18 protein-coding genes and 1 pseudogene are annotated in these 25,696 nt (G+C 49.8%); 14 read left to right on the forward strand and 5 right to left on the reverse strand.

Features of this window, described 5'->3' with window-relative positions; all coding sequences use genetic code 11:
- The first annotated feature begins 49 nt into the window (after positions 1-49).
- Together curA and mcbR are read left to right on the forward strand one after the other, a co-directional pair.
- On the forward strand, positions 50-1,087 hold the full coding sequence (curA, locus tag FFT88_RS05765; RefSeq protein ID WP_135404342.1) for an NADPH-dependent curcumin/dihydrocurcumin reductase: 1,038 nt from the start codon (positions 50-52) through the stop codon (positions 1,085-1,087).
- 197 nt (positions 1,088-1,284) lie between these two features.
- Positions 1,285-1,950 carry a colanic acid/biofilm transcriptional regulator McbR gene (gene mcbR, locus FFT88_RS05770; RefSeq protein WP_135404343.1) on the forward strand — a complete coding sequence of 222 codons (666 nt, stop codon included), beginning with the start codon at positions 1,285-1,287 and terminating at the stop codon, positions 1,948-1,950.
- 37 nt (positions 1,951-1,987) lie between these two features.
- Here mcbR and pqqU read toward each other — a convergent pair whose 3' ends face one another.
- On the reverse strand, positions 1,988-4,090 hold the full coding sequence (pqqU, locus tag FFT88_RS05775; RefSeq protein WP_135404344.1) for a TonB-dependent receptor PqqU: 2,103 nt from the start codon (positions 4,088-4,090) through the stop codon (positions 1,988-1,990).
- Between the two features lie 241 nt (positions 4,091-4,331).
- On the opposite strand from pqqU, the gene FFT88_RS05780 reads away from it, so the two are divergent.
- Positions 4,332-5,393: a YncE family protein gene (locus tag FFT88_RS05780; protein WP_135404345.1), complete on the forward strand. Its 1,062-nt coding sequence runs from the start codon at positions 4,332-4,334 to the stop codon at positions 5,391-5,393.
- A 197-nt stretch (positions 5,394-5,590) separates the two neighbouring features.
- Here the strand turns inward: FFT88_RS05780 and ansP are convergent, their stop codons facing one another.
- Positions 5,591-7,090, reverse strand: coding sequence for an L-asparagine permease (ansP, locus tag FFT88_RS05785; RefSeq protein ID WP_130219322.1), 1,500 nt, complete (start codon positions 7,088-7,090; stop codon positions 5,591-5,593).
- Between the two features lie 974 nt (positions 7,091-8,064).
- Here ansP and FFT88_RS05795 point away from each other — a divergent pair.
- The 8 genes and pseudogenes from FFT88_RS05795 to FFT88_RS05830 all read left to right on the forward strand — a co-directional run bounded on the left by FFT88_RS05795 (position 8,065) and on the right by FFT88_RS05830 (position 18,750).
- Positions 8,065-8,595 carry a type IV secretion protein Rhs gene (locus FFT88_RS05795; RefSeq protein ID WP_135404346.1) on the forward strand — a complete coding sequence of 177 codons (531 nt, stop codon included), beginning with the start codon at positions 8,065-8,067 and terminating at the stop codon, positions 8,593-8,595.
- Positions 8,592-8,948 (forward strand): hypothetical protein, encoded by a 357-nt coding sequence (locus tag FFT88_RS05800; protein WP_130219326.1) that lies wholly within the window; start codon positions 8,592-8,594, stop codon positions 8,946-8,948. Before FFT88_RS05795 ends, FFT88_RS05800 begins: the two co-directional genes overlap by 4 nt.
- A gap of 218 nt (positions 8,949-9,166) precedes the next feature.
- Positions 9,167-11,182, forward strand: coding sequence for a type VI secretion system tip protein TssI/VgrG (gene tssI / locus FFT88_RS05805; RefSeq protein WP_135404347.1), 2,016 nt, complete (start codon positions 9,167-9,169; stop codon positions 11,180-11,182).
- Between the two features lie 51 nt (positions 11,183-11,233).
- Positions 11,234-11,686 (forward strand): DcrB-related protein, encoded by a 453-nt coding sequence (locus tag FFT88_RS05810; RefSeq protein WP_135404348.1) that lies wholly within the window; start codon positions 11,234-11,236, stop codon positions 11,684-11,686.
- An 18-nt stretch (positions 11,687-11,704) separates the two neighbouring features.
- Positions 11,705-16,028, forward strand: a pseudogene (locus FFT88_RS05815) (RHS repeat-associated core domain-containing protein); the annotation flags it as partial.
- Between the two features lie 329 nt (positions 16,029-16,357).
- Entirely contained in the window at positions 16,358-16,843 is a 486-nt protein-coding gene (locus FFT88_RS05820) for a CPCC family cysteine-rich protein (protein ID WP_131162687.1), read from the forward strand.
- A gap of 289 nt (positions 16,844-17,132) precedes the next feature.
- On the forward strand, positions 17,133-18,269 hold the full coding sequence (locus tag FFT88_RS05825) for an ISAs1-like element ISEc1 family transposase (protein WP_135404349.1): 1,137 nt from the start codon (positions 17,133-17,135) through the stop codon (positions 18,267-18,269).
- 103 nt (positions 18,270-18,372) lie between these two features.
- The gene (locus tag FFT88_RS05830) at positions 18,373-18,750 is read left to right on the forward strand and encodes a hypothetical protein (RefSeq protein WP_135404350.1); all 378 of its coding nucleotides are present in this window, start codon (positions 18,373-18,375) and stop codon (positions 18,748-18,750) included.
- A gap of 367 nt (positions 18,751-19,117) precedes the next feature.
- On the opposite strand, the gene yafV is transcribed toward FFT88_RS05830, so the two are convergent.
- Positions 19,118-19,888: a 2-oxoglutaramate amidase gene (yafV, locus tag FFT88_RS05840; RefSeq protein WP_135404351.1), complete on the reverse strand. Its 771-nt coding sequence runs from the start codon at positions 19,886-19,888 to the stop codon at positions 19,118-19,120.
- Between the two features lie 180 nt (positions 19,889-20,068).
- Between yafV and ivy the strand changes: the two genes are divergently transcribed.
- Positions 20,069-20,515, forward strand: coding sequence for an Ivy family C-type lysozyme inhibitor (gene ivy / locus FFT88_RS05845; protein ID WP_205714155.1), 447 nt, complete (start codon positions 20,069-20,071; stop codon positions 20,513-20,515).
- 42 nt (positions 20,516-20,557) lie between these two features.
- Here ivy and fadE read toward each other — a convergent pair whose 3' ends face one another.
- Positions 20,558-23,002 carry an acyl-CoA dehydrogenase FadE gene (gene fadE, locus FFT88_RS05850; RefSeq protein WP_135404353.1) on the reverse strand — a complete coding sequence of 815 codons (2,445 nt, stop codon included), beginning with the start codon at positions 23,000-23,002 and terminating at the stop codon, positions 20,558-20,560.
- A gap of 239 nt (positions 23,003-23,241) precedes the next feature.
- On the opposite strand from fadE, the gene lpcA reads away from it, so the two are divergent.
- Both lpcA and FFT88_RS05860 read left to right on the forward strand, forming a co-directional pair.
- A complete protein-coding gene (gene lpcA / locus FFT88_RS05855; RefSeq protein ID WP_016159301.1) occupies positions 23,242-23,820 on the forward strand; it encodes a D-sedoheptulose 7-phosphate isomerase in 579 nt (192 codons plus the stop codon).
- 208 nt (positions 23,821-24,028) lie between these two features.
- Positions 24,029-24,796 (forward strand): class II glutamine amidotransferase, encoded by a 768-nt coding sequence (locus FFT88_RS05860; RefSeq protein WP_000333380.1) that lies wholly within the window; start codon positions 24,029-24,031, stop codon positions 24,794-24,796.
- Here FFT88_RS05860 and dpaA read toward each other — a convergent pair.
- Positions 24,767-25,507 carry a peptidoglycan meso-diaminopimelic acid protein amidase gene (dpaA, locus tag FFT88_RS05865; protein WP_001225684.1) on the reverse strand — a complete coding sequence of 247 codons (741 nt, stop codon included), beginning with the start codon at positions 25,505-25,507 and terminating at the stop codon, positions 24,767-24,769. The two genes, FFT88_RS05860 and dpaA, sit on opposite strands and share 30 nt — an antisense overlap.
- Positions 25,508-25,696: the final 189 nt, after the last annotated feature.

Raw genomic sequence — 25,696 nt, forward strand, 5'->3', positions numbered from 1 at the left:
TGAGCCTGCTACTATTGATGGATTCATGCCAAAAGCACAGGAGAGCATTATGGGGCAACAAAAGCAGCGTAATCGACGTTGGGTTCTGGCCTCGCGTCCACATGGCGCACCGGTTCCGGAGAATTTCCGTCTTGAAGAAGATGATGTCGCCACACCGGGTGAAGGACAGGTGTTACTGCGCACAGTTTATTTGTCCCTGGACCCGTATATGCGTGGACGTATGAGCGATGAGCCATCTTATTCACCGCCGGTTGATATTGGCGGCGTGATGGTCGGCGGTACGGTGAGCCGTGTCGTGGAGTCGAATCATCCTGATTATCAGCCTGGCGACTGGGTGCTGGGCTACAGTGGATGGCAGGACTATGACATATCCAGTGGTGATGATCTGGTGAAACTTGGCGATCATCCGCAAAATCCATCGTGGTCGCTGGGTGTGCTGGGAATGCCAGGCTTTACCGCTTATATGGGGCTGCTGGATATCGGTCAGCCTAAAGAGGGCGAAACGTTGGTGGTAGCTGCGGCGACAGGACCAGTGGGGGCGACGGTGGGGCAAATCGGCAAACTTAAAGGTTGCAGAGTGGTGGGGGTAGCCGGTGGCGCGGAAAAATGCCGCCATGCTACCGAGGTGTTAGGCTTCGATGTTTGCCTTGATCACCACGCGGACGATTTTGCCGAACAACTGGCGAAAGCGTGCCCAAAAGGTATTGATATCTATTATGAAAACGTGGGCGGTAAGGTATTTGATGCAGTGCTACCATTACTTAATACATCTGCGCGCATTCCCGTTTGTGGCTTAGTGAGCAGCTATAACGCTACAGAGCTACCACCCGGTCCGGATCGTTTACCTCTGTTGATGGCTACAGTGCTGAAAAAACGTATTCGCTTGCAAGGGTTTATTATCGCTCAGGATTATGGTCACCGCATCCATGAGTTTCAGAAGGAGATGGGGCAATGGGTGAAAGAGGATAAAATCCACTACCGCGAAGAAATTACTGACAATTTAGAGAATGCGCCACAGACGTTTATCGGCCTGCTGAAGGGTAAAAACTTCGGCAAAGTGGTGATCCGCGTGGCGGGTGATGATTAAAGTTTCAACGGCGGCGTAAGCCGCCATAAAAATCCAGGCAAAAAGCTTATTTTCAGCTTTAATTAACTAACCACGTCATTGTTCTGCTGCTAATAACAACAAAGGTGAGTGGTTTATGATTATTCACTTTAATACACCAGGTGAACTCCTTCTGCCATGCAGGCAGGGTTGGACAGAAAATACGCGAAGGAATTAAAATGCCTGGAACGGGAAAAATGAAACATGTCAGTTTGACTCTGCAGGTTGAGAACGACCTGAAACATCAGCTTAGTATTGGCGCATTAAAACCTGGCGCACGCCTGATTACTAAAAATCTGGCGGAGCAATTAGGTATGAGTATTACACCTGTGCGTGAAGCATTATTACGTCTGGTTTCGGTGAATGCGCTTTCTGTCGCACCAGCGCAAGCATTTACAGTTCCGGAAGTGGGGAAACGTCAATTAGACGAAATCAATCGGATCCGCTACGAACTGGAATTAATGGCAGTTGCCCAGGCTGTTGAAAACATTTCCTCGCAAGACATAGCGGAACTACAGGAATTGCTCGAGAAATTACAGCAGGCGCAAGAAAATGGCGATATGGAACAACTCATTAATGCAAACAGACTATTCCGCTTAGCGATTTATTATCGCTCAAATATGCCCATCCTGTGTGAAATGATTGAGCAATTATGGGTCAGGATGGGACCTGGTTTACATTATCTTTATGAAGCGATTAATCCAGCGGAATTACGTGAGCGTATAGAAAGCTATCATGTACTATTCGCCGCGTTAAAAGCAAAAGACAAAGAGGGATGCAGACATTGTCTTGCTGAAATTATGCAAAAAAACGTTGCTATGTTGTGCCAGCAATACAGCCGTTAAATTAAAAATGCCAGGCAAATACCGGGCATCAATGTGGTTATTCAAACCGCCAGGCGAAATTTACTCCAATACCATAATTACGCCCGGGAGCTGGTTCGTAATATCGACCATTTGATTCATTAACAATCACCGATCCGACATATTCTTTATCGAATAAATTTTCGACACGACCAAATAAATCCACAGTTAAATTGTGGTAATTATATTTGTAGCCGGTGAATAAGCCGACGAGAGTATAAGACGGCGCTTTGGCCGTATTTTCATCATCTGCCATAATATCGCCCATATAACGCGCTTCCGTGCCTGCATACCAGCCTTCTTCCGGCACATACCCCAAAGACGCAAAGCCCATATTACGGGCGATCCCTGGCATCCGGTTACCGTTACAGTCCTGATCATTACAAACATTGCTGCGATATGTGGCATCAAGCCAGGTCCAGGACGCTTTTACGCGGAAATCTCCGGCGAAACGTTGATCCCATGCCAGTTCAGCGCCCTGACGACGCGTTTTACCGGCATTTTTATACGTGGTGCGTCCACCGCTACTGCTATCGACAACAATTTCATCATCGGTGTCGGTCTGGAACAATGCGAGACTAAGCAATCCATCACCAATACGCGTTTTACTGCCGATCTCAATCGTATCGTTGGTGGAAGGTTTTAAACCAAAGTTCATACCGCTTTGCCCATCAGCGCGATAAGACAACTCATTAATCGTCGGTGTTTCAAAACCGCGCCCGGCTGCCAGATAGATATTCCAGGCATCGGTCATCGCATATTTTAGCGATCCGGCAGGTAGCCATTTGTGATAACTGGCATCACCGCTGTCATCGCCGTTACCCGGAGTAACGTAATGGTCGTTGGAATCAAACCACACGGAGCTGTAGCGCACGCCAGCATCCAGCGACAGTTTTTCGCTCAGCTGCCACTGCGTCTGTAAATAGGGATCGACGTTCCACATCAGATTGCGTTCGTCGCGGCGCAACTCACCTTTTTGCCCGTATTCCGGCACGCCGCTATTCAGTCGGAAGTTATTGTAGCCTTTGCGGTTTTCGCTCATGTTTTCGTAGTTCAGGCCGGTAGTGAACGTGACCGGAACGCCCAGCTCGCCACGGTGTGTCCAGCGGCTGTCTATCCCCTGATAATGGCGTTGCAGAGTAATCACGCCGCCCGCATGCGACGGGTTAAGTTGGGGGGCCATCGGGATTGACTGGTACTGGGTCGTTTCTCGCTCTCCGGCATACATCATCACACTCATATCATCTTGCACGCTCAGGCTACGTTCATAGCGCAGCCCAGCCTGAGTTTGCTTGATGGTTTTTCGCGTGTCGTACTGTTCAGCGCGTGGAGCTTGTTGCGGATTCGCCTTCCATTCTGCTTCGGTTAATCCACCAGGATCATCTGCTTTGATATCCACGCTATTGAAAATCAGGCTTACTTTGCTGGCGTCATCAATCCGTACGCCCAGTTTGGCATTGGCTAAATTTTTCTGTGCGCCGCTATGGTCACGATAGCCGTGGGTCGTAAAACGCGTGGTTGAGACGGTGTAATCGACATCGCCAGGCTGTGTGCCGTCGCCCGTTGCGCCCGTTGCTTTCAGCCCATAGCGCCAGCTGCCAAAACTGCCATAGTAACTACTGGCTTCAATGGTTGGCGGTTGCTGTCCGGTTTGAGTAGTGACATTCATCACCCCACCAGACGCGTTGCCATACAGGGCAGAGAAGGGGCCACGCAGCACTTCCACATTTTGCACACTGCTTAAATCGATGTTGGATGTTTGCCCTTGTCCGTCGGGCATGGTGGCGGGAACACCGTCCACATACAGGCGAATACCGCGAATTCCGTAAGTGGAACGGGAGCCAAATCCGCGAATCGACAGCTGTAAATCTTGCGCATAGTTCTGCCGGTTTTGTACCTGCAAACCAGGCACGCTGGTCAGTGATTCAGACAGATTGATGCGCGGTGTTGCCAGGCGCATCTCCTCGCCATCCACCACGCTCACGGCTGCTGGCGTATCCAGCTCGGAAATCACTTGTGGCGCGGCACTGACAATCATGGTTTGTTCATTGGTTGCAAAAGCGGAAGGGGAAAGGGCAATCAGTGCGGGCAAAACAGTCTGTCGGACGGAGAAAATCTTCATGAAAAAAGCCAGGTTAAGAATGGGAATACGCCGTCATGGTAATAAAATTGTAAATTCATGGAAAACGAAACAGCACAATACGTTAAGCAATTGAGAAAATTGTAGTCGTAACGGCAAGAAATACTCCACATTTGAGAAAATAATGATTACCATTCCCATTTATAACAAGAGCGTAACGATGATTACGCTTAGCGAAGCATTGTGAAGCAGCAAAAATATCGGTTCATCAAAGGGAGTCGTCATGCATTTACGTCATCTGTTTTCATCGCGCCTGCGTGGTTCATTACTGTTAGGTTCATTGCTTGTTGCTTCATCATTCAGTACGCAGGCCGCAGAAGAAATGCTGCGTAAAGCGGTAGGTAAAGGTGCCTACGAAATGGCTTATAGCCAGCAAGAAAACGCGCTGTGGCTCGCCACTTCGCAAAGCCGCAAACTGGATAAAGGCGGCGTGGTTTATCGTCTTGATCCGGTCACTCTGGAAGTGACTCTGGCGATTCATAACGATCTCAAGCCGTTTGGCTCCACCATTAACAACGCTACTCAAACGTTGTGGTTTGGTAACACCGTAAACAGCGCGGTCACGGCGATAGATGCCAAAACGGGCGAAGTGAAAGGCCGTCTGGTGCTGGATGATCGTAAGCGCACGGAAGAGGTGCGCCCGTTGCAGCCGCGTGAGCTGGTAGCTGACGATGCCACGAACACGGTTTACATCAGTGGTATTGGCAAAGAGAGCGTGATTTGGGTCGTTGATGGCGAGAACATCAAACTGAAAACTGCCATCCAGAACACCGGTAAAATGAGTACTGGCCTGGCGCTGGATAGCAAAGGCAAACGTCTTTACACCACTAACGCTGACGGCGAATTGATTACCATCGACACCGCCGATAATAAAATTCTCAGCCGTAAAAAGCTGCTGGATGACGGCAAAGAGCACTTCTTTATCAACATCAGCCTCGATACCGCCAGGCAGCGTGCATTTATCACCGACTCTAAAGCGGCAGAAGTGTTAGTGGTCGATACCCGTAATGGCAATATTCTGGCGAAGGTTGCGGCACCGGAATCACTGGCTGTGCTGTTTAACCCGGCGCGTAATGAAGCCTACGTGACGCATCGTCAGGCGGGTAAAGTTAGTGTGATTGATGCGAAAAGCTATAAGGTGGTGAAAACGTTCGATACGCCGACTCATCCGAACAGCCTGGCGCTGTCTGCCGATGGCAAAACGCTGTATGTCAGTGTTAAACAAAAATCCACTAAACAGCAGGAAGCTACCCAGCCGGACGATGTGATTCGTATTGCGCTGTAATCGACACAGGGGAGTTTGTCTTTCGTAGGCCGGATGCGGCGCTAGCGCCGCATCCGGCAAGCGGAGCACAATGCCTGATGCAACGCTGTCGCGTCTTATCAGGCCTACAATACGCATAATTATTTGATTTATTTATAGTTTGTTGGCCGGATAAGGCATTTACGCCGCATCCGGCTCTAAACCGGGCAATTTTGCAATTAACTCGCCGTTTCAGGTTTAAACACAATTTCCTGTTTTTCTTCATCTTCCTCGATGACTGGCGCAGTGCTGTGAATTTCGGCAACGCGTTTGCGCACACCAAACCAACCCACAACCAGCAAAATACCGATAATCGGCAGCGCCGCGATGGTATAAGTCCCGTTCGGGTAATCGAACGCCATCAGCACCAGGACACTCAGTAAAAACAGTAATGTCAGCCAGGAAGTGAAGGGCGCGCCAGGCAGTTTAAAACTGACATCCGCTGCTTTGCCTTCTTTAATCGCTTTACGCAGGCGCATCTGGCACACGATGATAAACGCCCACGAGGCGATAATTCCCAGCGACGCGAAGTTCAGGACAATCTCAAATACGCGAGACGGCACCAGATAGTTGAGGAATACGCCGACGACATAAACGACCAGCGTCGCCAGAATCCCGGCATACGGCACATGCTGACGGCTCATTTTCGCCATAAAACTCGGTGCGGAACCGCCCATCGCCATCGAGCGCAGAATACGCCCGGTGCAGTACAGACCTGAGTTCAGGCTGGAGAGGGCAGCGGTCAGCACCACAATGTTCATAATGCTGCCGATATATGGCACACCCAGTTTAGAGAAAAACGTCACGAACGGACTTTGCCCCGCCTGATACGCGCTCCACGGCAATAACATAACCAGCAACACCACGGAGCCGACGTAAAACAGGCCAATACGCCAAATCACACTGTTAATCGCTTTAGGCACCATGGTCTGCGGATCTTTACATTCTCCGGCAGCTGTACCCACCATTTCAATGGAGGCAAAAGCAAACACTACGCCCTGAATCAACACCAGCGCAGGCAGCAAACCGTGGGGGAAGAAGCCGCCATTATCGGTTATTAAATGAAAGCCAGTCGTGTTGCCATCCAGCGGCTGACCGCTACCGAGGAACACTGTACCCACAACCAAAAAGGTCACAATGGCGAGCACTTTAATAAGCGCAAACCAGAACTCCATCTCCGCAAACCATTTCACACCGATCATATTCATGGTGCCAACGATGGTCAGCGCAGCGAGCGCAAAGACCCACTGCGGCACGCCACCAAATGCGCCCCAGTAATGCATATACAGTGCGACGGCGGTAATATCGACAATCCCCGTCATCGCCCAGTTGATGAAGTACATCCAACCGGCAACATAAGCGGCTTTCTCTCCTAAAAACTCTCGGGCATAAGAGACAAAACTGCCACTGGAAGGGCGGTGTAACACCAGCTCACCCAATGCACGCAGAATAAAAAACGAAAACAAGCCGCAGATTAAATAGACCAGTGCCAGCGCTGGCCCTGCCATTTGCAGTCGGGCTCCCGCGCCTAAAAACAAACCAGTACCAATCGCGCCGCCAATGGCGATCATCTGCACCTGACGATTGCCCATCGCTTTGTGATACCCCTCTTCGTGGGCATTAAGCCAGCGGCGTTTCGCGGCGTGTTGATCTGAAGTGTCGGTGTCGTGTTTACTCATTGCTCTCCCTGATTGCTTTAATAAAAACGTCATATAACTTGCCATGAACAATGTTTATTCATCCTGGCGATGACAAGATTCACCATTATTCTTTATGGGTATAACTGTCGGCGCAGAATCCTACCTTTTATCGTGTAACGATGCAAAATAATCCCGCTATAAATGTGTGGGGATAATGGCGGCTAGCGACAAAGTCGCAACCTGATGAAATTATGACGGAAAAACCACTTTTGGTTCGATGGTACTCGACGGTCGCCGACTTTTTCACCACTCGTTCGTTGCTCTGAACGCCAGTGGTTGCAGTGGACACTGGTGTGGTTGGTCGTCGCTGATTATCATTGAATAGTGAAGGACTAGCGTATGACTGGTTTCAGGGGTAATACGCCAAAGACCAATACAATTGCTGATTAGAAATGCCAGTTACCGACGCTACAGAAAATGCCAAAAAATGTAAGAGGGATATAGGGTGATAAACGCGCTATTGCCCAACAGAAACTTCTTGAATTAGTCCCGTTCCAGGGACATTACAACCCTTAAAACATTACTTCAATATAATTAATGTGTATATCATTCTCGATATTAATTTATGAAGTGAATTTGATATATTCCGAATTCTTAATTTACATTACTAATGTATGGGGCATAACGTTAAGATGGCTATGTGCAGATTAAGATATCAGGGTGGGGCGGTAGCGTTTATAGATATTAATTGATTGATGAAAGTTATGTTATCCGTAAAATCATTTACATCAACAATTGATATCGAAGATAGATAAATAAAAATGCTGAGAATTAATGTTAAGAAATCGTAATGGAAAACGTTGAGAACTTGCTTTGATTTCGTTGTCTATGAAGACGATGCCATCAACACTTCATAAGGTGGAAATATTGAGCATCAAATAGAACCCTATTTAATAAATAATAAAATAGCGTTTGTTTTTTATCTGAAAAATATTATCTCCAGGAGGAAGGATATGTCATTAAGGAGAATGACATCTGGTGAATTAACATTAGCCAGATCGATTTTTGAGAATACAATTGATTATAACAAAGTATGGATCCACAATGAAAAATATTTGCCAGGTCAAGGGGAAAGAACCGCGATGACCCCAAACGGGGAAATGTATTATCCTGATGCTGTTTATAGTTCAGATTTTTCATCGCAAGCAATGCCTGGTGGTCGTGAAACAGTAGCAGGTGCTTCTCACTTGTTTATTCATGAAATGATGCATGTTTGGCAATATCAGAAAGGGTATTCAGTTAAGTTGCGTGGTTTATTTTCCTGGGCAGCAAATTATCATTACGATCTTAGTTTACAGTCAATTGCTTCTTATTCCATGGAACAACAAGCATCTATAGTTGCTGATTATTGGCTGTTGATTAACTATGGACTGGTAGCTGATTTGGCAAATGTTAAGTATGTAGGTGATACAACTGAATCAGTGAATACTCTATCGGAAAAATACAAAAATGTGCTTGGTTTATTTCCTGCGGGCGTCATATGAAGAGATTTTTTTTGTTGCTCTTTTTGTCGGGATGTACTGTTGGTGATTATGTTCGCCCATTGTTGCCTGGTAATATATATTTACAAGACGGACGGGTTTGTTCAAAACCAGACGATGGGAATATGATTTCAAATTACATTTTATATGAAGGTAAATATGGCAATGCAATAAAACTGAAAAGAGTGACTGGTCAGTTCGATCCCGTATGTATTGACATAAGTGAGCTATCTTCAGATGTCATTTATATCGGAAAATACATGCTCTCTTCCGGAAGTAAAAAAGAATACTATGGTTTTAGCATAATTAGATCAGGGGAACGTATTTTAAGACTTGATGATAATCATATCAAATGACAAATTAAATAATTTCATTAGTTTTATTAATGTGTTTCAGATGAATGTTTTCACCAGGTTAACATAACGGTGCATTCTTCATGGTATATATGGTTGATAGTTTCTTAGTAGCACTCATAAGTATTGAAGTATTTTATGCCAGGCGAATATATTGCATATTTTCTTTTCTGTAAGATTTCTTATTAGCAGTGAACCATTTCTAGTTAAAAGGATTAATTATGAGTTTTACAGCTACAGATTATCCATCCGGCGCACTAGTTGGAGCGGGTACACATAACGTGACTTTGAGCGGCAGCGCAGTTCCTGATGGAATGTTACTGTTTGCAAGCTTGGGGGGTACAGAAACAGTAGGGGAACTATTTACTTATTCTATTAAATTAAAAACGCCTGACACCCTGAACCTGGGCTATGTTTCCCCCGCAGCCAACCTGCAGCTCAAACCGATGGTGGGCAAAGATCTGTGCGTCCATATCGAATTGGATGGCGGCGGAAAACGTTATATCAGCGGGCTGGTGACGGCAGCACGCGTGGCTGGTCACCAAGGACGTTCGGTGGTGTATGAACTGCGGATCGAACCGTGGTTAAAAATACTGACCCACACCAGTGACTACAAAGCGTTTCAGAATAAAAACGTGGTGGACATTCTGGATGAGGTACTGGATGAGTACCCCTGGCCAGTCGAAAAACGACTGGTGGAAAATTATCCGACTCGCGCCTGGCAGGTGCAGTACGGTGAAACAGATTTCGATTTTATTCAGCGCCTGATGCAGGAGTGGGGTATCTACTGGTGGTTTGAGCACAGCGAGAACAGTCACACGTTAGTGCTGGCTGATGCCATTAATGTCCACAAGGCATGCGCAGATTCGCCGCTGGTGTGTTATTACCAGAAAGGGCTGAAACTGGACAAGGAGTTTATCCATACCATCACAGCAAATGAAAGCCTGCGCAGCGGACAGTGGGTGCTGAATGATTTCGACTTTATGAAGCCGCGTTCACTGCTGAAGAGCACCGTGGCTAATCCGCGTGAAACCGGCCTTGCTGAATATGAGCACTATGAATGGCCGGGAGACTACTTCACAAAGAGTGAAGGTGAAATGCTGACACGCATCCGCATGGAAGAACAGCGGAGCCCCGGTAGTCGGGTACAGGGCAGCGGCAATATTCGTACCCTGATGACAGGTTTTACCTTCACCCTGGAAAACTATCCGACAGCCGAAGTGAACCGGGAATATCTGCTGGCACAGACCACGCTATTTATACAGGACAATGCGCAACACAGCGGCCAGGAGCAGCACTTCTCTTACTCAACCAGCTTTGAGTTACATCCCACCAATGAAGTTTACCGTCCGCAGCGAACCCTGAGCAAACCCCACACCAAAGGCCCACAGAGCGCCATCGTGACCGGCCCGGCGGGACAGGAAATCTGGACAGATAAATATGGAAGGGTGAAAGTTCAGTTTGGCTGGGATCGTTACGGTAAGAATGATGAAAACAGTTCCTGCTGGGTCCGTGTCAGTTATCCGTGGGCGGGTAAAGGATTCGGTGGCATTCAGATCCCGCGCATTGGTCAGGAAGTTCTGGTGGATTTCAAAAATGGTGATCCGGATTTACCCATTGGTGATCCGGATTTACCCATTATCGTAGGGCGGACATACAACCAGGACACCATGCCACCGTGGGGACTACCGGGCGCAGCGACGCAAAGCGGGTTTTACAGCCACACCATCGGCGGCGGCCCAACCAATGCTAACGCCCTGCGTTTTGAGGATAAAACTGGCGGAGAAGAAATCTGGTTGCATGCCGAGAAAGATCAACGCATTGAAGTAAATAATAATGAAAGCCATTGGGTGGGCAATAATCGCCTTAAAGTCATTGATAAAACAGAAACTGCGATTATTGGTGAGAAACGTTCTCTAACAGTCCAGACAGATGATATCTCTCTCGCCGGAGGAGATAAAACAATTCAGACAGTGCAGAATTTACGCCTTGCTGCGGGAGATTCCATTATTCTTAGCTGCGGAGAAACTATCCTGCAAATGACCAGTGACGGGATATTTAATATAACCTGTAAGAATTTTAATATTACTGCAACAGAAAATGGGAAAATAAATACACAATCAGGGCAGCTTGATTTAAATATGAATAACAGAGCGGCAGATATACCTCCGCCTGGAGCATTAGAGAAAACAGCCCTTCAGACGGCAATAGACGTTACCTTCATGACTAAAAAATAAATAAAAACCAATCCATAAACAATTCATTTATTAAAAAGGACTCATGCCATTATGACGGAGTATTATCTTAATGAAGCTGTTGTAACTTTTCCTGGAAATATTATTCAGGATAGTACCATTAATATGCTGCGGCTCAGCAATCCCGACGCCGCACTAATTATCAGCCGGGGCCAGATGCAGGAAGGAGACGAATTAGCATCTCAGGTTGAACAGCAAATGAAAAAGCTGGAAAAGCAGGTAAAAGAACTGCGCTACACGCCCGTGCAGGTGACCCGCGTGGGGGTTAATGACGCAGAGGAAGGGCTGGAGATACAGAGCCAGTTTCTCCGGGGTAACGAGCATGTGTACCAGTGTCAGGTGGCATTTGTATTGCCGGGTGAGCGGGTCATGATGGCCTTCACCTACGCCAGAACCACACCGCTGACCCCGGCTGATATGACGCGCTGGGCTGAAATTAAAAAGAATCTGCGCTTCAGGATACGGCAGGAAGCCAGGACGAATTAATCACACAGGGAACGGGACATGGAAGATGCATTCTGGGCGGCAAGACTGGGTGATGCCCTGCTGCATACGTCGTTTATGGCAGATGTGCTGGGGGCGGTGCTGGAGGTGGCCGCAAATGTCGTTATTGATGCCCTCATTGTCGGCGCAACCTCGTTACTGGCGGCGTCAGTGGGGTTCACGATGGGATGCACGGCCGTCGTGTTGACCGGTTTTGTGGTGGGTGTGGCGATGGTGTACACCGGCGTGACAGAAACGGTCAGCGGAGCCTGTTCAGACCTCGCAAATATGCTTTTCTCTCCTCAGATTGAAGGTTACATCCTCACCGGCTCTGGCGACACATGGATCAACAGCAAACCTGCCGCGCGGGCAGCGGCGACTGCGGCATCGCGGCAGGACATTGAGGCGCAGGAAGCGCAGGCGAAGGCGGAACAGGAAGAAGCGCAGCGTCAGGAGGATGCCAGAACGTTCTTGGATGTCGCCGGGGAATATCTGGAAATGGCGGGGGCAATAGCCCTGACGGTTAACCCGGTAACAGGGCCTGTGCTGATGTCCCGTGCGCTGCACGACCAGCTCAGTACGGAAGAAGGGCGTTCTGAAATGGTGGATGGCGTGACACATTTTGTGTCGGAACTATGGCAGCCCACTGTGGCCAGTGCGGCCCCGGGCTCCACCCCGACCCCTGACGATAAAATCGACTGCCATAAACATCCTTCCTCACTGACGCAGTTTCTCGCACAAAAAAAAGCCGCCTTTCTGGATGACCCTCTGGGAACGGCCCTTAACCTGCTGAGTCCGGACGGTATGCTGGAAACCGCCTTTCAGGGAGTGAATGCGGTTATTGGCAGCATCAGTAATCTGTTCAAAGGCGATGACGAGCCGCCCGCGGCGGAATATATCGCGGAAGGCGCGCGGGATGTGCGTATCAACAGCCAGCCGGCGGCACGCAGCGGGGCACGCTGCACCTGCGAGGCCAGGGTGGTGAATGAGCCGGGAAACGGGGCGTTTGTGTCACCGGATGTCCGCATTGGCGGTCCGTTACTGGTGGTCAGGGATATCAGAAGCGGCAGGTCGCAGATAACCCTGGTGGCAACCGTGGCGCTGATGTTTCTTCGCCCGGGCAAAATGCTTTCTAAAATCGCCTGTTTTGCTGCCAGTATCGGAATGAGCATGATGACGCAGAAGGCCATCAGCGCCCTTCCGCATCCGGTCAATGCCGCCACCGGGGCCAAATACCTGGCTGATGACGATGACTTCGACTTCAGCCTGCCGGGCCACTTTCCGCTGGACTGGCAGCGCGTGTACAGCAGTCGTGACGAACGCACGGAAGGGATGTTTGGTCAGGGCTGGAGTGTGATGTATGAAGTCAGCCTCGTGCGCACGCCGGGTAACGCGGACGAAAACTGCATGACCTTTATGTCGGGTATGGGGCGACGCCTGGATATGGAAGCCGTACTGCCGGGGGGCGGGTTTTACAGCCCCGGCGAAGGACTGGCGGTACGGCGTGGTGAGCAGGGGCACTGGCTTATCAGCAGCGATGATGGACATTTTTTTCTGTTTGAAGCCGACCCGCATCACCCGCAGCGCCAGCGGCTGAAAATGCTGGGCGACCGTAACAGCAACTGTCTGAATCTGTACTACGACGACCGGGGACGCATCACTGAAATCAGCGGCGAACAGCAGCGTCCGTGCATCCGTCTGTATTACGAACTGGCGGCGCATCCTCGGCGGGTGACACAGATTTATCAGCATTTCCCTGAGGCTGCTCCTTTACTGCTGCGTCGTTACAGCTATGACGAGGCCGGCGACCTGAACGGCGTGTACGACAGCACGGGGCAGCTGCTGCGTGAGTTTGCTTACGACGAAAACCACTGCATGACGCTGCACCGCCAGCCCGGTGGTGAAGGATATTATTACCAGTGGGGCTGGTATGAAGGGCCGGATGATGCAGGCTGGCGCGTGACGGGCCACCATACCGACAGTGGTGCGCGATACCGTCTGGACTGGCGGATGGCTGAACGTGTGGTATGTGTGACAGACGGGATTGGCCGGACCCGCTTTCATCAGTGGGATGCACAGAATCAGGTGACGGCGTACCAGGACGAAGCCGGGCAGGTGATGACGTTCCGCTGGAGCGACGAAGAACGACTGTTGCTGGGGATGACCGACGCTCAGGGCGGCAAATGGCGCTATGTGTATGACCGCCTGGGGCATATCTCGGAGACGCACGACCCGCTGGGGCGGGTGGCACAGACACAGTGGCACCCGGTGTGGCACGAACCGGAAACGGAAGTGGATGCAGCGGGGAACAGCTGGCGGTGTGAGTACGATGAACGCGGCAATCTTCTTGCCGTGACCGACCCGCTGCAACAGAACACCCGGTATCAGTATGACCGCCACGGCCAGGTGGTACAGATAACCGATGCCCGTGGGGGGAATAAATACCTTCAGTGGAACGAAGACGGGCAGCTCATGCGACATACGGACTGTTCCGGCTCGCAGACGGCCTGGTTCTACGACGAACGCACGCGGCTGATACGGATGACTGACGCGCAGAGCCACAGCACGCGCTACGGATATGACGACAGCGGTCACCTGGTGGAGGTGATACTGGCGGACGGCCGCACGGTGAATTACCAGTCAGACGCGGCGGGCAGGCTGGTGAAGTACACCAGCGATGGGGAGGATAACGCGCTGGCAACGCGACGGGCAGGGCCGGGTGCGCAGCCGGACGGACGCGATGGGGCGCAGGACGGCGTTCGGGTACGACGCTTACGGGCGGCTGACCCGGCTGACAAACGAGAACGGAGAACGCTATCAGTTCCGACACGATGTGCTGGACCGTCTGGCGGAGCAGATAAACCCGGACGGTTGCCGCCAGGCGTACCGTTACAACGCGCTGAACGCGGTCACGGAAGTGGTGTTCACCGGGGACCGGGGCGGTGAAATCCGTCACCGGCTGGCGCGTGATGCGGTGGGCCGGCTCACGGCAAAGGAGACAGCCGATAGCCGTACGGAATACGTCTATGATGCGGCAGACCAGTTACTGGAAATCCGCCGCCGGAGGTCGGATGCCGGGGAAACGGACGCACCGGAGATTATCCGTTTCAGTTACGACAGACTGGGGCGGATGCTGACTGAGGAGACGGCACAGGGCGTCTTAACCCATCAGTACGATGAACTCAGCAACCGGACTGCCACCACCTTTCCGGACGGCAGAACGCAGCGCCATCTGTACTACGGGAGCGGACATCTCCAGCAGATAAATCTGGACCGGGAGGTCATCAGCGAGTTCACACGTGACGCCCTGCACCGGGAGGTGCTCAGAAGTCAGGGGCGACTGAGCACGCGGCAGCTTTACGACCCCGGCGGGCGGCTGAAGCGCAGGGAAACATACAGCGGGATGCGCGGGGTGGTACCGGAGACGTTCACGGACCGGCAGTACAGCTACAGCGGCGAGGATGAACTGCTGAAGACGCGGCACAGCCGGCGGGGGGAAACGGATTACTTCTATGACCCTACGGGCCACATCACGGCGTGCCGCTCGGAGGATGAGGGGTATCTGGCGAGCTGGCAGTACGACGCGGCGGGAAACCTGCTGGGGAGGCGCGCGGGGGAAAGGGCCACGGCAGAAAACAGCGTGTTGCCGTTCAACCGGCTGATGTCTTACCGTGGCGTGCACTATCGTTATGACGAACACGGCCGGACGGTGGAAAAGCAGGGCCGGAGCGGAACGCAGAGTTACCGTTATGATGCGGAACACCGGATGGTGGAAGTGACGACAGTGCGGGGAACGTACCGGTATGTGTACGATGCGCTGGGGAGGCGGACGGAAAAACAGCACATCAGCCCTGACGGTAAGCCGTACAACCGGACAAAATTTTTATGGGACGGAATGCGGCTGGCGCAGGAGAGCAGGCCGGAGGGAACAGGCAGCCTGTATATCTACAGTGACCAGGGGAGTTATGAACCGCTGGCGCGGGTGGATAAGGCGGGCAAAGAGGGACCGAACCGGATACTGTATTTTCACACGGATGTGAACGGCGCGCCGGAAGAGATGACGGACAGTGACGGGAAAATCGTGTGGGAGACGGGGTATCAGGTCTGGGGTAACACGATACAGGAGAAGGACCACGGCAGGGTGGAGCAGAACCTGCGCTACCAGGGACAGTACCTCGACAGGGAAACGGGGCTGCACTACAATCTGCACAGGTACTATGATCCGGATGTCGGGCGGTTCATGGTTACGGACCCGATAGCTGGCGGGGGAATAAATCTTTATCAGTATGCACCAAATCCATTAAGTTGGATCGATCCTCTCGGACTTAATAATTGTGGTATCGCTGGCTCTGTTAAGTGGAAAAGCTTTAACCCGAACAAAAACCCTGTAACAGGTCAAACTGGATTACAATATCACTATGCAAAACATGGACACGAGTTTGGTAATATTACGCAAAATCAATATATGGCAAAAGCGAAAGAATTTGCTTCAAAACCTTTAACCGAATCAATGCAAGAAGCAAAGGTAGGCAATTTTGTAATCAGACATGATAAAAGTACTGGTGAGATATTTGTAGGGCATATGGGGAAAAGAGAAATGAGGACTTATTATATAGATGATGGACGAAGTAAGACTCCATTTCAGGATGCAATTGACTTAGCTGGAGAAAAATAATGTATATAGAATTCCTTCATTCCGAGGTTATTGATTTTCTTTCCTCTTATTCATTATTTACTTTAAGTTCAGACGGCAGAGTTACTTTTTTGTATGAGAATGGACTAATAGATATTCCTGAATCATCCTTATCTAATAGGCAAATTTTTAATAACGATATTATTGATGCTTATAAATTATCTCCATTAGTAAGAAATAAGTATCTAGAAAATAAGGTTAAGGAAGTTACTGGGAATGAAATAAAAATCATCGATCATTCTGATAGCGAAATTACTGGGGTTCATTGCGCCGCTTGTAGGTTTATTGTTTTTGACAAATATGAAGACTCTGTTTTTGAAATATGCCCCGTCTGTGGTTGGCAATCTGACTCATTGAGTGAGGATGGTTACAGTAAATTAAATGGTATTGATTTAAAGACCTTTAGAAATTCTTCTTTATATAAAGATAATGTATCAAAATATATGGATGTGTATATTAGGGTTTAGTTATTTGTATTACCGGGAAGGGAATTGAACCTTCCCGGTTTTTTATTATTTAACTCTCGTTCAGCACACTAAAGATCCCGTCACGCATCCCCTTAACTGCCTGTTTAACCTGATAAAGCTCCCTGCGCAGTTCCTGTACTTCGTTCAGGGAAAGATCATCAGAAGTACACTTTTTGTACTAAATAATTCGCATTTTATGTTTAAAAATTGAGATATTCCTCATTACCTGAAGCTGTTTTTTATTACTTATACATGATCAAATACTCCTTACATAATTAAGGAGAGCAAAATGGAACTTAAAAAATTGATGGAACATATTTCTATTATTCCCGATTACAGACAAGCCTGGAAAGTGGAATATAAATTATCGGATATTCTACTGTTGACTATTTGTGCCGTTATTTCTGGTGCAGAAGGATGGGAAGATATAGAGGATTTTGGGGAAACACATCTCGATTTTTTGAAGCAATATGGTGATTTTGAAAATGGTATTCCTGTTCACGATACCATTGCCAGAGTTGTATCCTGTATCAGTCCTGCAAAATTTCACGAGTGCTTTATTAACTGGATGCGTGACTGCCATTCGTCAAATGATAAAGACGTCATTGCAATTGATGGAAAAACGCTCCGGCATTCTTATGACAAGAGTCGCCGCAAGGGAGCGATTCATGTCATTAGTGCGTTCTCAACAATGCACAGTCTGGTCATCGGACAGATCAAGACAGATGAGAAATCTAATGAGATCACAGCTATCCCTGAACTTCTTAACATGTTGGATATTAAAGGAAAAATTATCACAACTGATGCGATGGGTTGCCAGAAAGATATTGCAGAGAAGATACAAAAACAGGGAGGTGATTATTTATTCGCTGTAAAAGGAAACCAGGGGCGGCTAAATAAAGCCTTTGAGGAAAAATTTCCGCTGAAAGAATTAAATAATCCAGAGCATGACAGTTACGCAATTAGTGAAAAGAGTCACGGCAGAGAAGAGATCCGTCTTCATATTGTTTGCGATGTCCCTGATGAACTTATTGATTTCACGTTTGAATGGAAAGGGCTGAAGAAATTATGCGTGGCAGTCTCCTTTCGGTCCATAATAGCAGAACAAAAGAAAGAGCCAGAAATGACGGTCAGATATTATATCAGTTCTGCTGATTTAACCGCTGAGAAGTTCGCCACAGCGATCCGAAATCACTGGCACGTGGAGAATAAGCTGCACTGGCGTCTGGACGTGGTAATGAATGAAGACGACTGCAAAATAAGAAGAGGAAATGCAGCAGAATTATTTTCAGGGATACGGCACATTGCTATTAATATTTTGACGAATGATAAGGTATTCAAGGCAGGGTTAAGACGTAAGATGCGAAAAGCAGCCATGGACAGAAACTATCTCGCGTCAGTCCTTGCGGGGAGCGGGCTTTCGTAATCTTGCCCTGGGAACATCCCAATCCTCATCAGCATGATTATATTCCTAACCCTACAGGAGGAACGCCGCAACATGGTCCTGCAAAAGATCTGGAGATCCCATAATGAATGTGAGTAAAGGGGCGATGTGGAACAATGGAGAAAAGGTCCGCTTATCTCATTTATTAGATAAAGTACCAACTAATGAATGGGACTGGTATCTATATGAAATAGAAGCGATTGGCATTGCGCCGCGAGACATGTCAATGCCTGATTTTGAGCAACGAGTTTTATCCATGGATACCGGATTTAAATTATCATGGGATGAGGTTGAAAATTTTTCCAACTCATTAAGTGACATAAAGAATTGCTTTTTAGTTGCGTTAGTGAAGCCAGTTAAATATAGCGTGCTAGACAATGGTGATTTATCACATTGCTTGGCTTTAATAACTATATCAGATAGTACCTCATGGGAGGTTAAATTGATGAAGGATAATTATTAATCTATAGCATGAAAGTTAAATAAAAAGCCGGGAAACATCTCCGTGTATTTGGACTGCACCCCAAAAGTTGGACACCCAACTGATTAAGGTGCAGTTTTTTATGGCAAAGCCAAAATATTCTCCCGAAACCAGATTAGCTGTCGTTAATCATTATCTTGCCGGCTTTTTTATTATTTAATTCTCGTTCAGCACACTAAACATCCCGTCCCGCATCCCCTTAACCACCTGTTTAATCTGATAAAGTTCCTTCCTCAGTTTCTGCACTTCGTCGCTTTCAGCGATCAGGCTTAGGCATCCCTCCGAGATCTTCACGGTAAGGCCCGTGCCGATCTCAACTCCCGCTTCTCTCACCTATCTGGCGCTGATTTCACCACAACCTAAACTCATCCGCATCCCGCCATGCCGGAAACTTTTCTCTATATTCCCGTAATGCCACCATCGACAGCTCCGCATCAATGCGCGTTGCCTGATGCGCGTCGGCAGTAGCGATAATCTCGCCCTGTGGATTAATCACCCGGCTGTCACCGCGATAATGGCAGCCGTTGCCATCGCTGCCGACGCGATTGCATCCCGCCACATACGCCTGATTCTCAATCGCGCGGGCCGTCAGCAATGCCTGCCAGTGCAGAGAGCGCGGGGCAGGCCAGTTGGCGACGTACAGGGCGAGGTCGTAATCGTTGAGATTGCGCGACCACACCGGAAAACGTAAGTCGTAGCACACCAGCGGCAAAATACGCCAGCCGCGCCATTCCACAATCACTCGCGCATTGCCCGCTTTATAATGCAGATGCTCATCTGCCATTCGGAACAGATGACGCTTATCATAAAAATGTACCGTGCCGCCCGGCTCAACCAGCAAAAAGCGGTTAACCGAACCAGACTCCGTTTGTAATGCAACACTGCCTGCAATCAGTGCATTGCACTGCTGCGCTTTGGCGGTCATCCAGCTCACTACGTCATCTTGTGCTAGCGACGAAGCTGCCGCTTCCATGGCAAAGCCGCTGGTAAACATCTCCGGTAGAACGATCACATCGCGCCCGGTAATACCTTCCAGTTGACGATCAAAATGGCGCAGGTTGGCAGGACCATCCATCCACACCAACGGTTGCTGCAAAAGCGTAATCTTCAAACCAGGCACGGTGTACAACTCCTTTATGCGAAGGGTTTTATAACTTTAACACCTTATCAGGCTATTACCTTACTGCGGAATAAATTGATAACAAATGCTGATATTGGAAATATCTGATTTGCAAATTATCGTGTTATCGCCAGGCTTTAGGAGGTTAATAACATGGGCAGGATAAGCTCGGGAGGAATGATGTTTAAGGCAATAACGACAATCGCAGCACTGGTCATCGCCACCAGTGCAATGGCGCAGGATGATTTAACTATTAGCAGCCTGGCAAAGGGCGAAACCACCAAAGCTGCATTTAATCAGATGGTGCAAGGGCATAAGCTGCCTGCCTGGGTGATGAAAGGCGGTACGTATACTCCCGCACAAAACGTAACGTTGGGAGATGAGACGTATCAGGTGATGAGCGCGTGCAAACCGCATGACTGTGGCTCGCAACGTATCGCTGTGATGTGGTCCGAGAAATCTAATCAGATGACGGGGCTGTTCTCGACTATTGATGAGAAAACGTCGCAAGAGAAACTCACCTGGTTGAATGTGAACGATGCGCTTTCGATTGATGGTAAAACGGTGCTGTTCGCGGCGTTGACCGGCAGCCTGGAAAACCATCCGGATGGCTTTAATTTTAAATAATTAGCGGATAAAGAAACGGAGCCTTTCGGCTCCGTTATTCAATTACGCGGCTTCAACTTTCCGCACTTTCTCCGGCAACTTTACTGGCTTCGTCGCCAGCTCTTCCGGATCAAAGTCATCAACGTTAATACTGCGCAGACGGCTTTCTTCAGCTTTCACCAGAATAGCGGCTTCATCTTTATCAATCAGCCCCTTCGCCAGCGCGTTGTGCGCCAGTTCATCCAGACGGGTAAATGGCAGGTTTTTACCCAGCTCTTTACAGATCCGCTGATGAATCGGGTCGGCGGCAATCACATCCACCAACGCCTCTTCCAGTAAACCAACCGGGTTATGCTCGCTTGGCGTCAGGTACTGACCGCGACCAATACGTGAACGAGTGGCGTTCGGCACTTGTAAAATCTTCGCCACCTTATGATCCAGCTTATCAGAAGGTGCCAGATAATGACGTCCGGTCGGGAAGATCACCACATTCAGCAGCCCGGCAACCACGCGGTTCGGGAAGTTTTGCAGTAAATCATCCATCGCCTGTTCAGCCTGATACAGCGCATCTTGTACGCCCCAGTGCACCAGCGGCAGGTCGGCTTCATTACGGCCTTCGTCGTCATAACGCTTCAGCACGGCAGAGGCGAGGTAGAGCTGGCTTAAAATATCACCCAGACGGGCCGAGATGCGCTCGCGACGTTTCAGGCTGCCGCCCAGCACCGCCATCGAGACATCAGAAAGCAGGGCGAGGTTGGCGCTCAGGCGGTTCAGGTGCTGATAGTAGCGTTTAGTGGCATCGCCGGTTGGCGTGCTGCTGGTTAAACCGCGCGTCAGGCCCAGCCAGAAGCTGCGAACTTTGTTACTGCCGACGTGGCCGATATGTTTGAACAGCAGTTTATCGAACGCGTTGACGTCATTATTCTTCGCCGCTTCCATCTCTTCCAGCACGTACGGATGGCAACGAATCGCCCCCTGGCCGAAGATCATCATGCTGCGGGTCAGAATGTTGGCCCCTTCAACGGTGATGGCAATCGGTGCACCCTGGTAAGCACGCGCCAGGAAGTTGCTCTGCCCGAGCATAATGCCTTTACCGCCGGTAATATCCATCGCATCAATAATCGACTGCTGCCCGCGGTGGGTACAGTGATACTTAACGATAGCCGACAGCACGGCAGGTTTCTCACCGAGCATAATGCCGTAGGTAATCAGCGATGCCGCAGCATCCATTACGTACGCATTACCGGCAATACGCGCCAGCGGTTCTTCAATCCCTTCCATCTTACCGATAGAGATTTTGAACTGACGGCGAATGTGCGCATACGCGCCCGTTGCCAGCGCAACCGACTTCACGCCGCCGGTTGAGTTGGAAGGCAGGGTGATGCCGCGGCCTACCGAGAGACACTCCACCAGCATCCGCCAGCCTTGCCCGGCCATTTTCGGCCCGCCGATAATGTAATCGATCGGTACGAAGACATCTTTACCGCGCGTCGGTCCATTCTGGAACGGCACGTTCAGCGGGAAGTGGCGACGACCAATTTCCACGCCCGGCGTGGTGGTCGGGATCAGCGCACAGGTAATACCTAAATCTTCTGCGCCACCCAGCAGTTTTTCCGGGTCGGAGAGTTTAAACGCCAGACCAAGCACGGTCGCAATCGGTGCCAGCGTAATGTAGCGTTTGTTCCAGGTCAGACGCATCCCCAGCACCTGCTGGCCCTGCCATTCGCCCATGCAGACAATCCCGGTATCCGGAATAGCGCCCGCATCGGAACCCGCTTCCGGGCTGGTCAGTGCAAAGCAAGGGATCTCCTGACCACGCGCCAGACGCGGCAGATAGTGATTTTTCTGCTCGTCAGTGCCGTAATGTTGCAACAGCTCGCCCGGGCCTAATGAGTTTGGCACGCCGACGGTAATCGCCAGGATCCCGCTCACGCCGGAGAGTTTTTGCAGCACGCGAGACTGGGCATAAGCTGAGAACTCCAGTCCGCCGTACTCTTTTTTGATGATCATCGCGAAGAAGCGATGCTCTTTAAGGTACGCCCACAACTCCGGCGGCAGATCCGCCAGCTCATGAGTAATCTGGAAATCATTCGCCATCCGGCAGGCTTCTTCTACCGGGCCGTCGAGAAACGCTTGCTCTTCGGCAGTCAGGCGCGGCTGCGGATAGTTGTGCAGCTTTTTCCAGTCCGGCTTGCCCTGGAACAAATCGCCTTCCCACCATGTGGTGCCTGCGTCGATCGCTTCTTTCTCAGTGCGCGACATCGGCGGCATCACTTTACGGAAACCGCGAAATACCGGCGCGGAAATCATCGACTTACGCATAGGCGAAAAGTTAAACGGCACAAGGATAATGGCCAGAGGCACCAGTACCCACGCCGACCACAGACCAGCAACGCCGAGGGCGGCTGTCCAGGCGAGCAAAATCAGACTGCTAATAAATAAGCTCACGCGGTGATAGAACAACGCGCCGAGCAGGACAACCGTAGCGAGAATACTCAAAATCATCATAACGAAAAGCCCCTTACTTGTAGGAGGTCCGACCACTTGTGATGATATGGTTGTAGTGGATGTAAAAACATTTAGCAATGTGTTTACAATATAATTACAACGAAGCTCACATTGTTGCTGTTTTTATCCGCACTTCGGGTCAAAAAGTCCTGGTCATTCCACCGCGCTGGTCTTCTCGCTTTTGGTGGTATCCGGTACACTGCATTTTGTCTAATTCATTTATGCTGAAGGATATCCTCATGTACCAGGATCTTATTCGTAACGAACTGAACGAAGCGGCGGAAACGCTGGCTAACTTTTTAAAAGATGACGCCAATATTCACGCCATTCAGCGCGCGGCGGTCCTGTTAGCAGACAGCTTTAAAGCCGGTGGCAAGGTGCTTTCCTGTGGCAACGGCGGCTCCCATTGCGACGCCATGCACTTTGCAGAAGAACTGACCGGTCGCTACCGTGAAAACCGTCCGGGCTATCCGGCGATTGCCATTTCAGATGTCAGCCACATCACCTGTGTTGGCAACGATTTTGGCTTTAACGATATTTTCTCCCGCTACGTTGAAGCAGTAGGACGCGAAGGCGATGTGCTGCTGGGGATCTCCACCTCTGGTAACTCTGCAAACGTGATCAAAGCGATTGCGGCGGCGCGTGAGAAGGGGATGAAAGTGATCACCCTGACCGGTAAAGACGGCGGAAAAATGGCTGGCACGGCGGATATCGAAATTCGCGTTCCGCACTTTGGTTATGCCGACCGCATTCAGGAGATCCACATTAAAGTGATCCATATCCTGATCCAGTTGATTGAAAAAGAGATGGTTAAGTAAATCTGGCGTAGGCCGGATAAGGCGTTTACGCCGCATCCGGCATTTGTGCTCTGATGCCTGATGCGACGCTGACGCGTCTTATCATGCCTACAAATCTGTACCCGAACCGTAGGCCGGATAATGCGTTCATTACGCCGCATCCGACCTGAAAATTCTTAAATCAATCTTCGCCGGGGGCCATGCGCTCCCGCTGTTGTGGAGGTTACCCATGTGCGAATTGCTCGGGATGAGCGCCAACGTCCCTACCGATATCTGCTTTAGTTTCACCGGGCTTGTGCAGCGTGGTGGTGGAACCGGGCCACATAAAGATGGCTGGGGCATCACCTTTTACGAAGGTAAAGGCTGTCGCACATTTAAAGATCCACAACCCAGCTTTAATTCCCCCATCGCCAAACTGGTCCAGGACTACCCGATAAAATCCTGTTCGGTTGTGGCTCATATTCGCCAGGCCAATCGGGGCGAGGTGGCGCTGGAAAATACTCACCCATTTACCCGCGAGTTATGGGGACGCAACTGGACGTACGCCCATAACGGGCAATTGACGGGCTACAAATCACTGGAAACCGGCAACTTCCGTCCGGTCGGTGAAACCGATAGCGAAAAAGCCTTTTGCTGGCTGCTGCATAAATTAACGCAGCGTTACCCGCGCACGCCGGGCAACATGGCAGCAGTGTTTAAATATATCGCCTCACTGGCGGACGAACTGCGGCAGAAGGGCGTTTTCAACATGCTGCTTTCGGACGGGCGCTATGTAATGGCGTATTGCTCGACCAATCTGCACTGGATCACCCGCCGTGCGCCGTTTGGCGTGGCAACGTTGCTGGATCAGGATGTGGAAATCGACTTCAGCTCGCAGACCACACCGAATGATGTGGTCACGGTGATTGCGACACAGCCGCTGACGGGCAATGAAACCTGGCAAAAGATTATGCCAGGCGAATGGCGCTTATTTTGCCTCGGGGAGCGTGTAGTTTGATGCCAGCTGTGGTTGCACCACTTCGTGGCTCAACGGCTTGCTGACCACGTAACGACCATTGACCACAGAAACGGTCGGTGGCTTACGGGTCTGTTCAAAGTAGTCATAGCCCGGCTTCAGTTGCTCCCAGAAGTCCTTAAAGTTGGAATACTTATGACGCTGCATGTTGGCGTCGGTCATGCGAAATGGGTAAATGCTCACCTGCACACTTGACTGACCAAACACCAGCGCACCAGTAACGAACTGGAAGATCTCATCAATACCCTGATTGGTCATTGCGTAGCAGCCGATGGAAACACAATCGCCGTGGATCATCAGGTATTTCCCTTCATAACCATGCGCCCGGTCATAGGCATTGGGGAAACCAATATTAATCGCTTTGTAGTAACGGCTGTCTGGTTTTAACTGATTACGCTGAACGCTATAAAACCCTTCCGGACTTTTAAAATCGCCCTGACGCTGTTTTGGGCCTAAGCCGCCGGAATATTTACAGATTTTATAACTGTCGAGCAGCTGATATTGCTCGCCCATTTTGACGTAGAGATCGAGCGTACGTTCTTCCTTGAAGATCTGGATGTAGACAGGGGATCCCATCAACTGCTGCTTATACTCTTTGCTCACTGGCGTGGTAGAGCTACTGCTGCCCAGCAAACCGGCAAATGAAACGCACGGGATCAACAACATCGCAAGAATTAATGCGATTTTACGCATACTGCTTATTCCTTGATAAAACGGTTATACACGCCAGGACGGCAAAATAGATCCCAAATCGGAATAGTCTGGATTTGGAAGGCTCACATTATCACCAAAAGAGTTTTACGCAAGCCTGTCGGCGCTGGGTTTACAAATTTAGCATAAGTGGCGATTTTCAAAAGTCCGAAAAGCGCATGTAAAGCGGGT

The sequence above is a fragment of the Escherichia sp. E4930 genome, assembly GCF_005845405.1.
Lineage (GTDB): Bacteria > Pseudomonadota > Gammaproteobacteria > Enterobacterales > Enterobacteriaceae > Escherichia.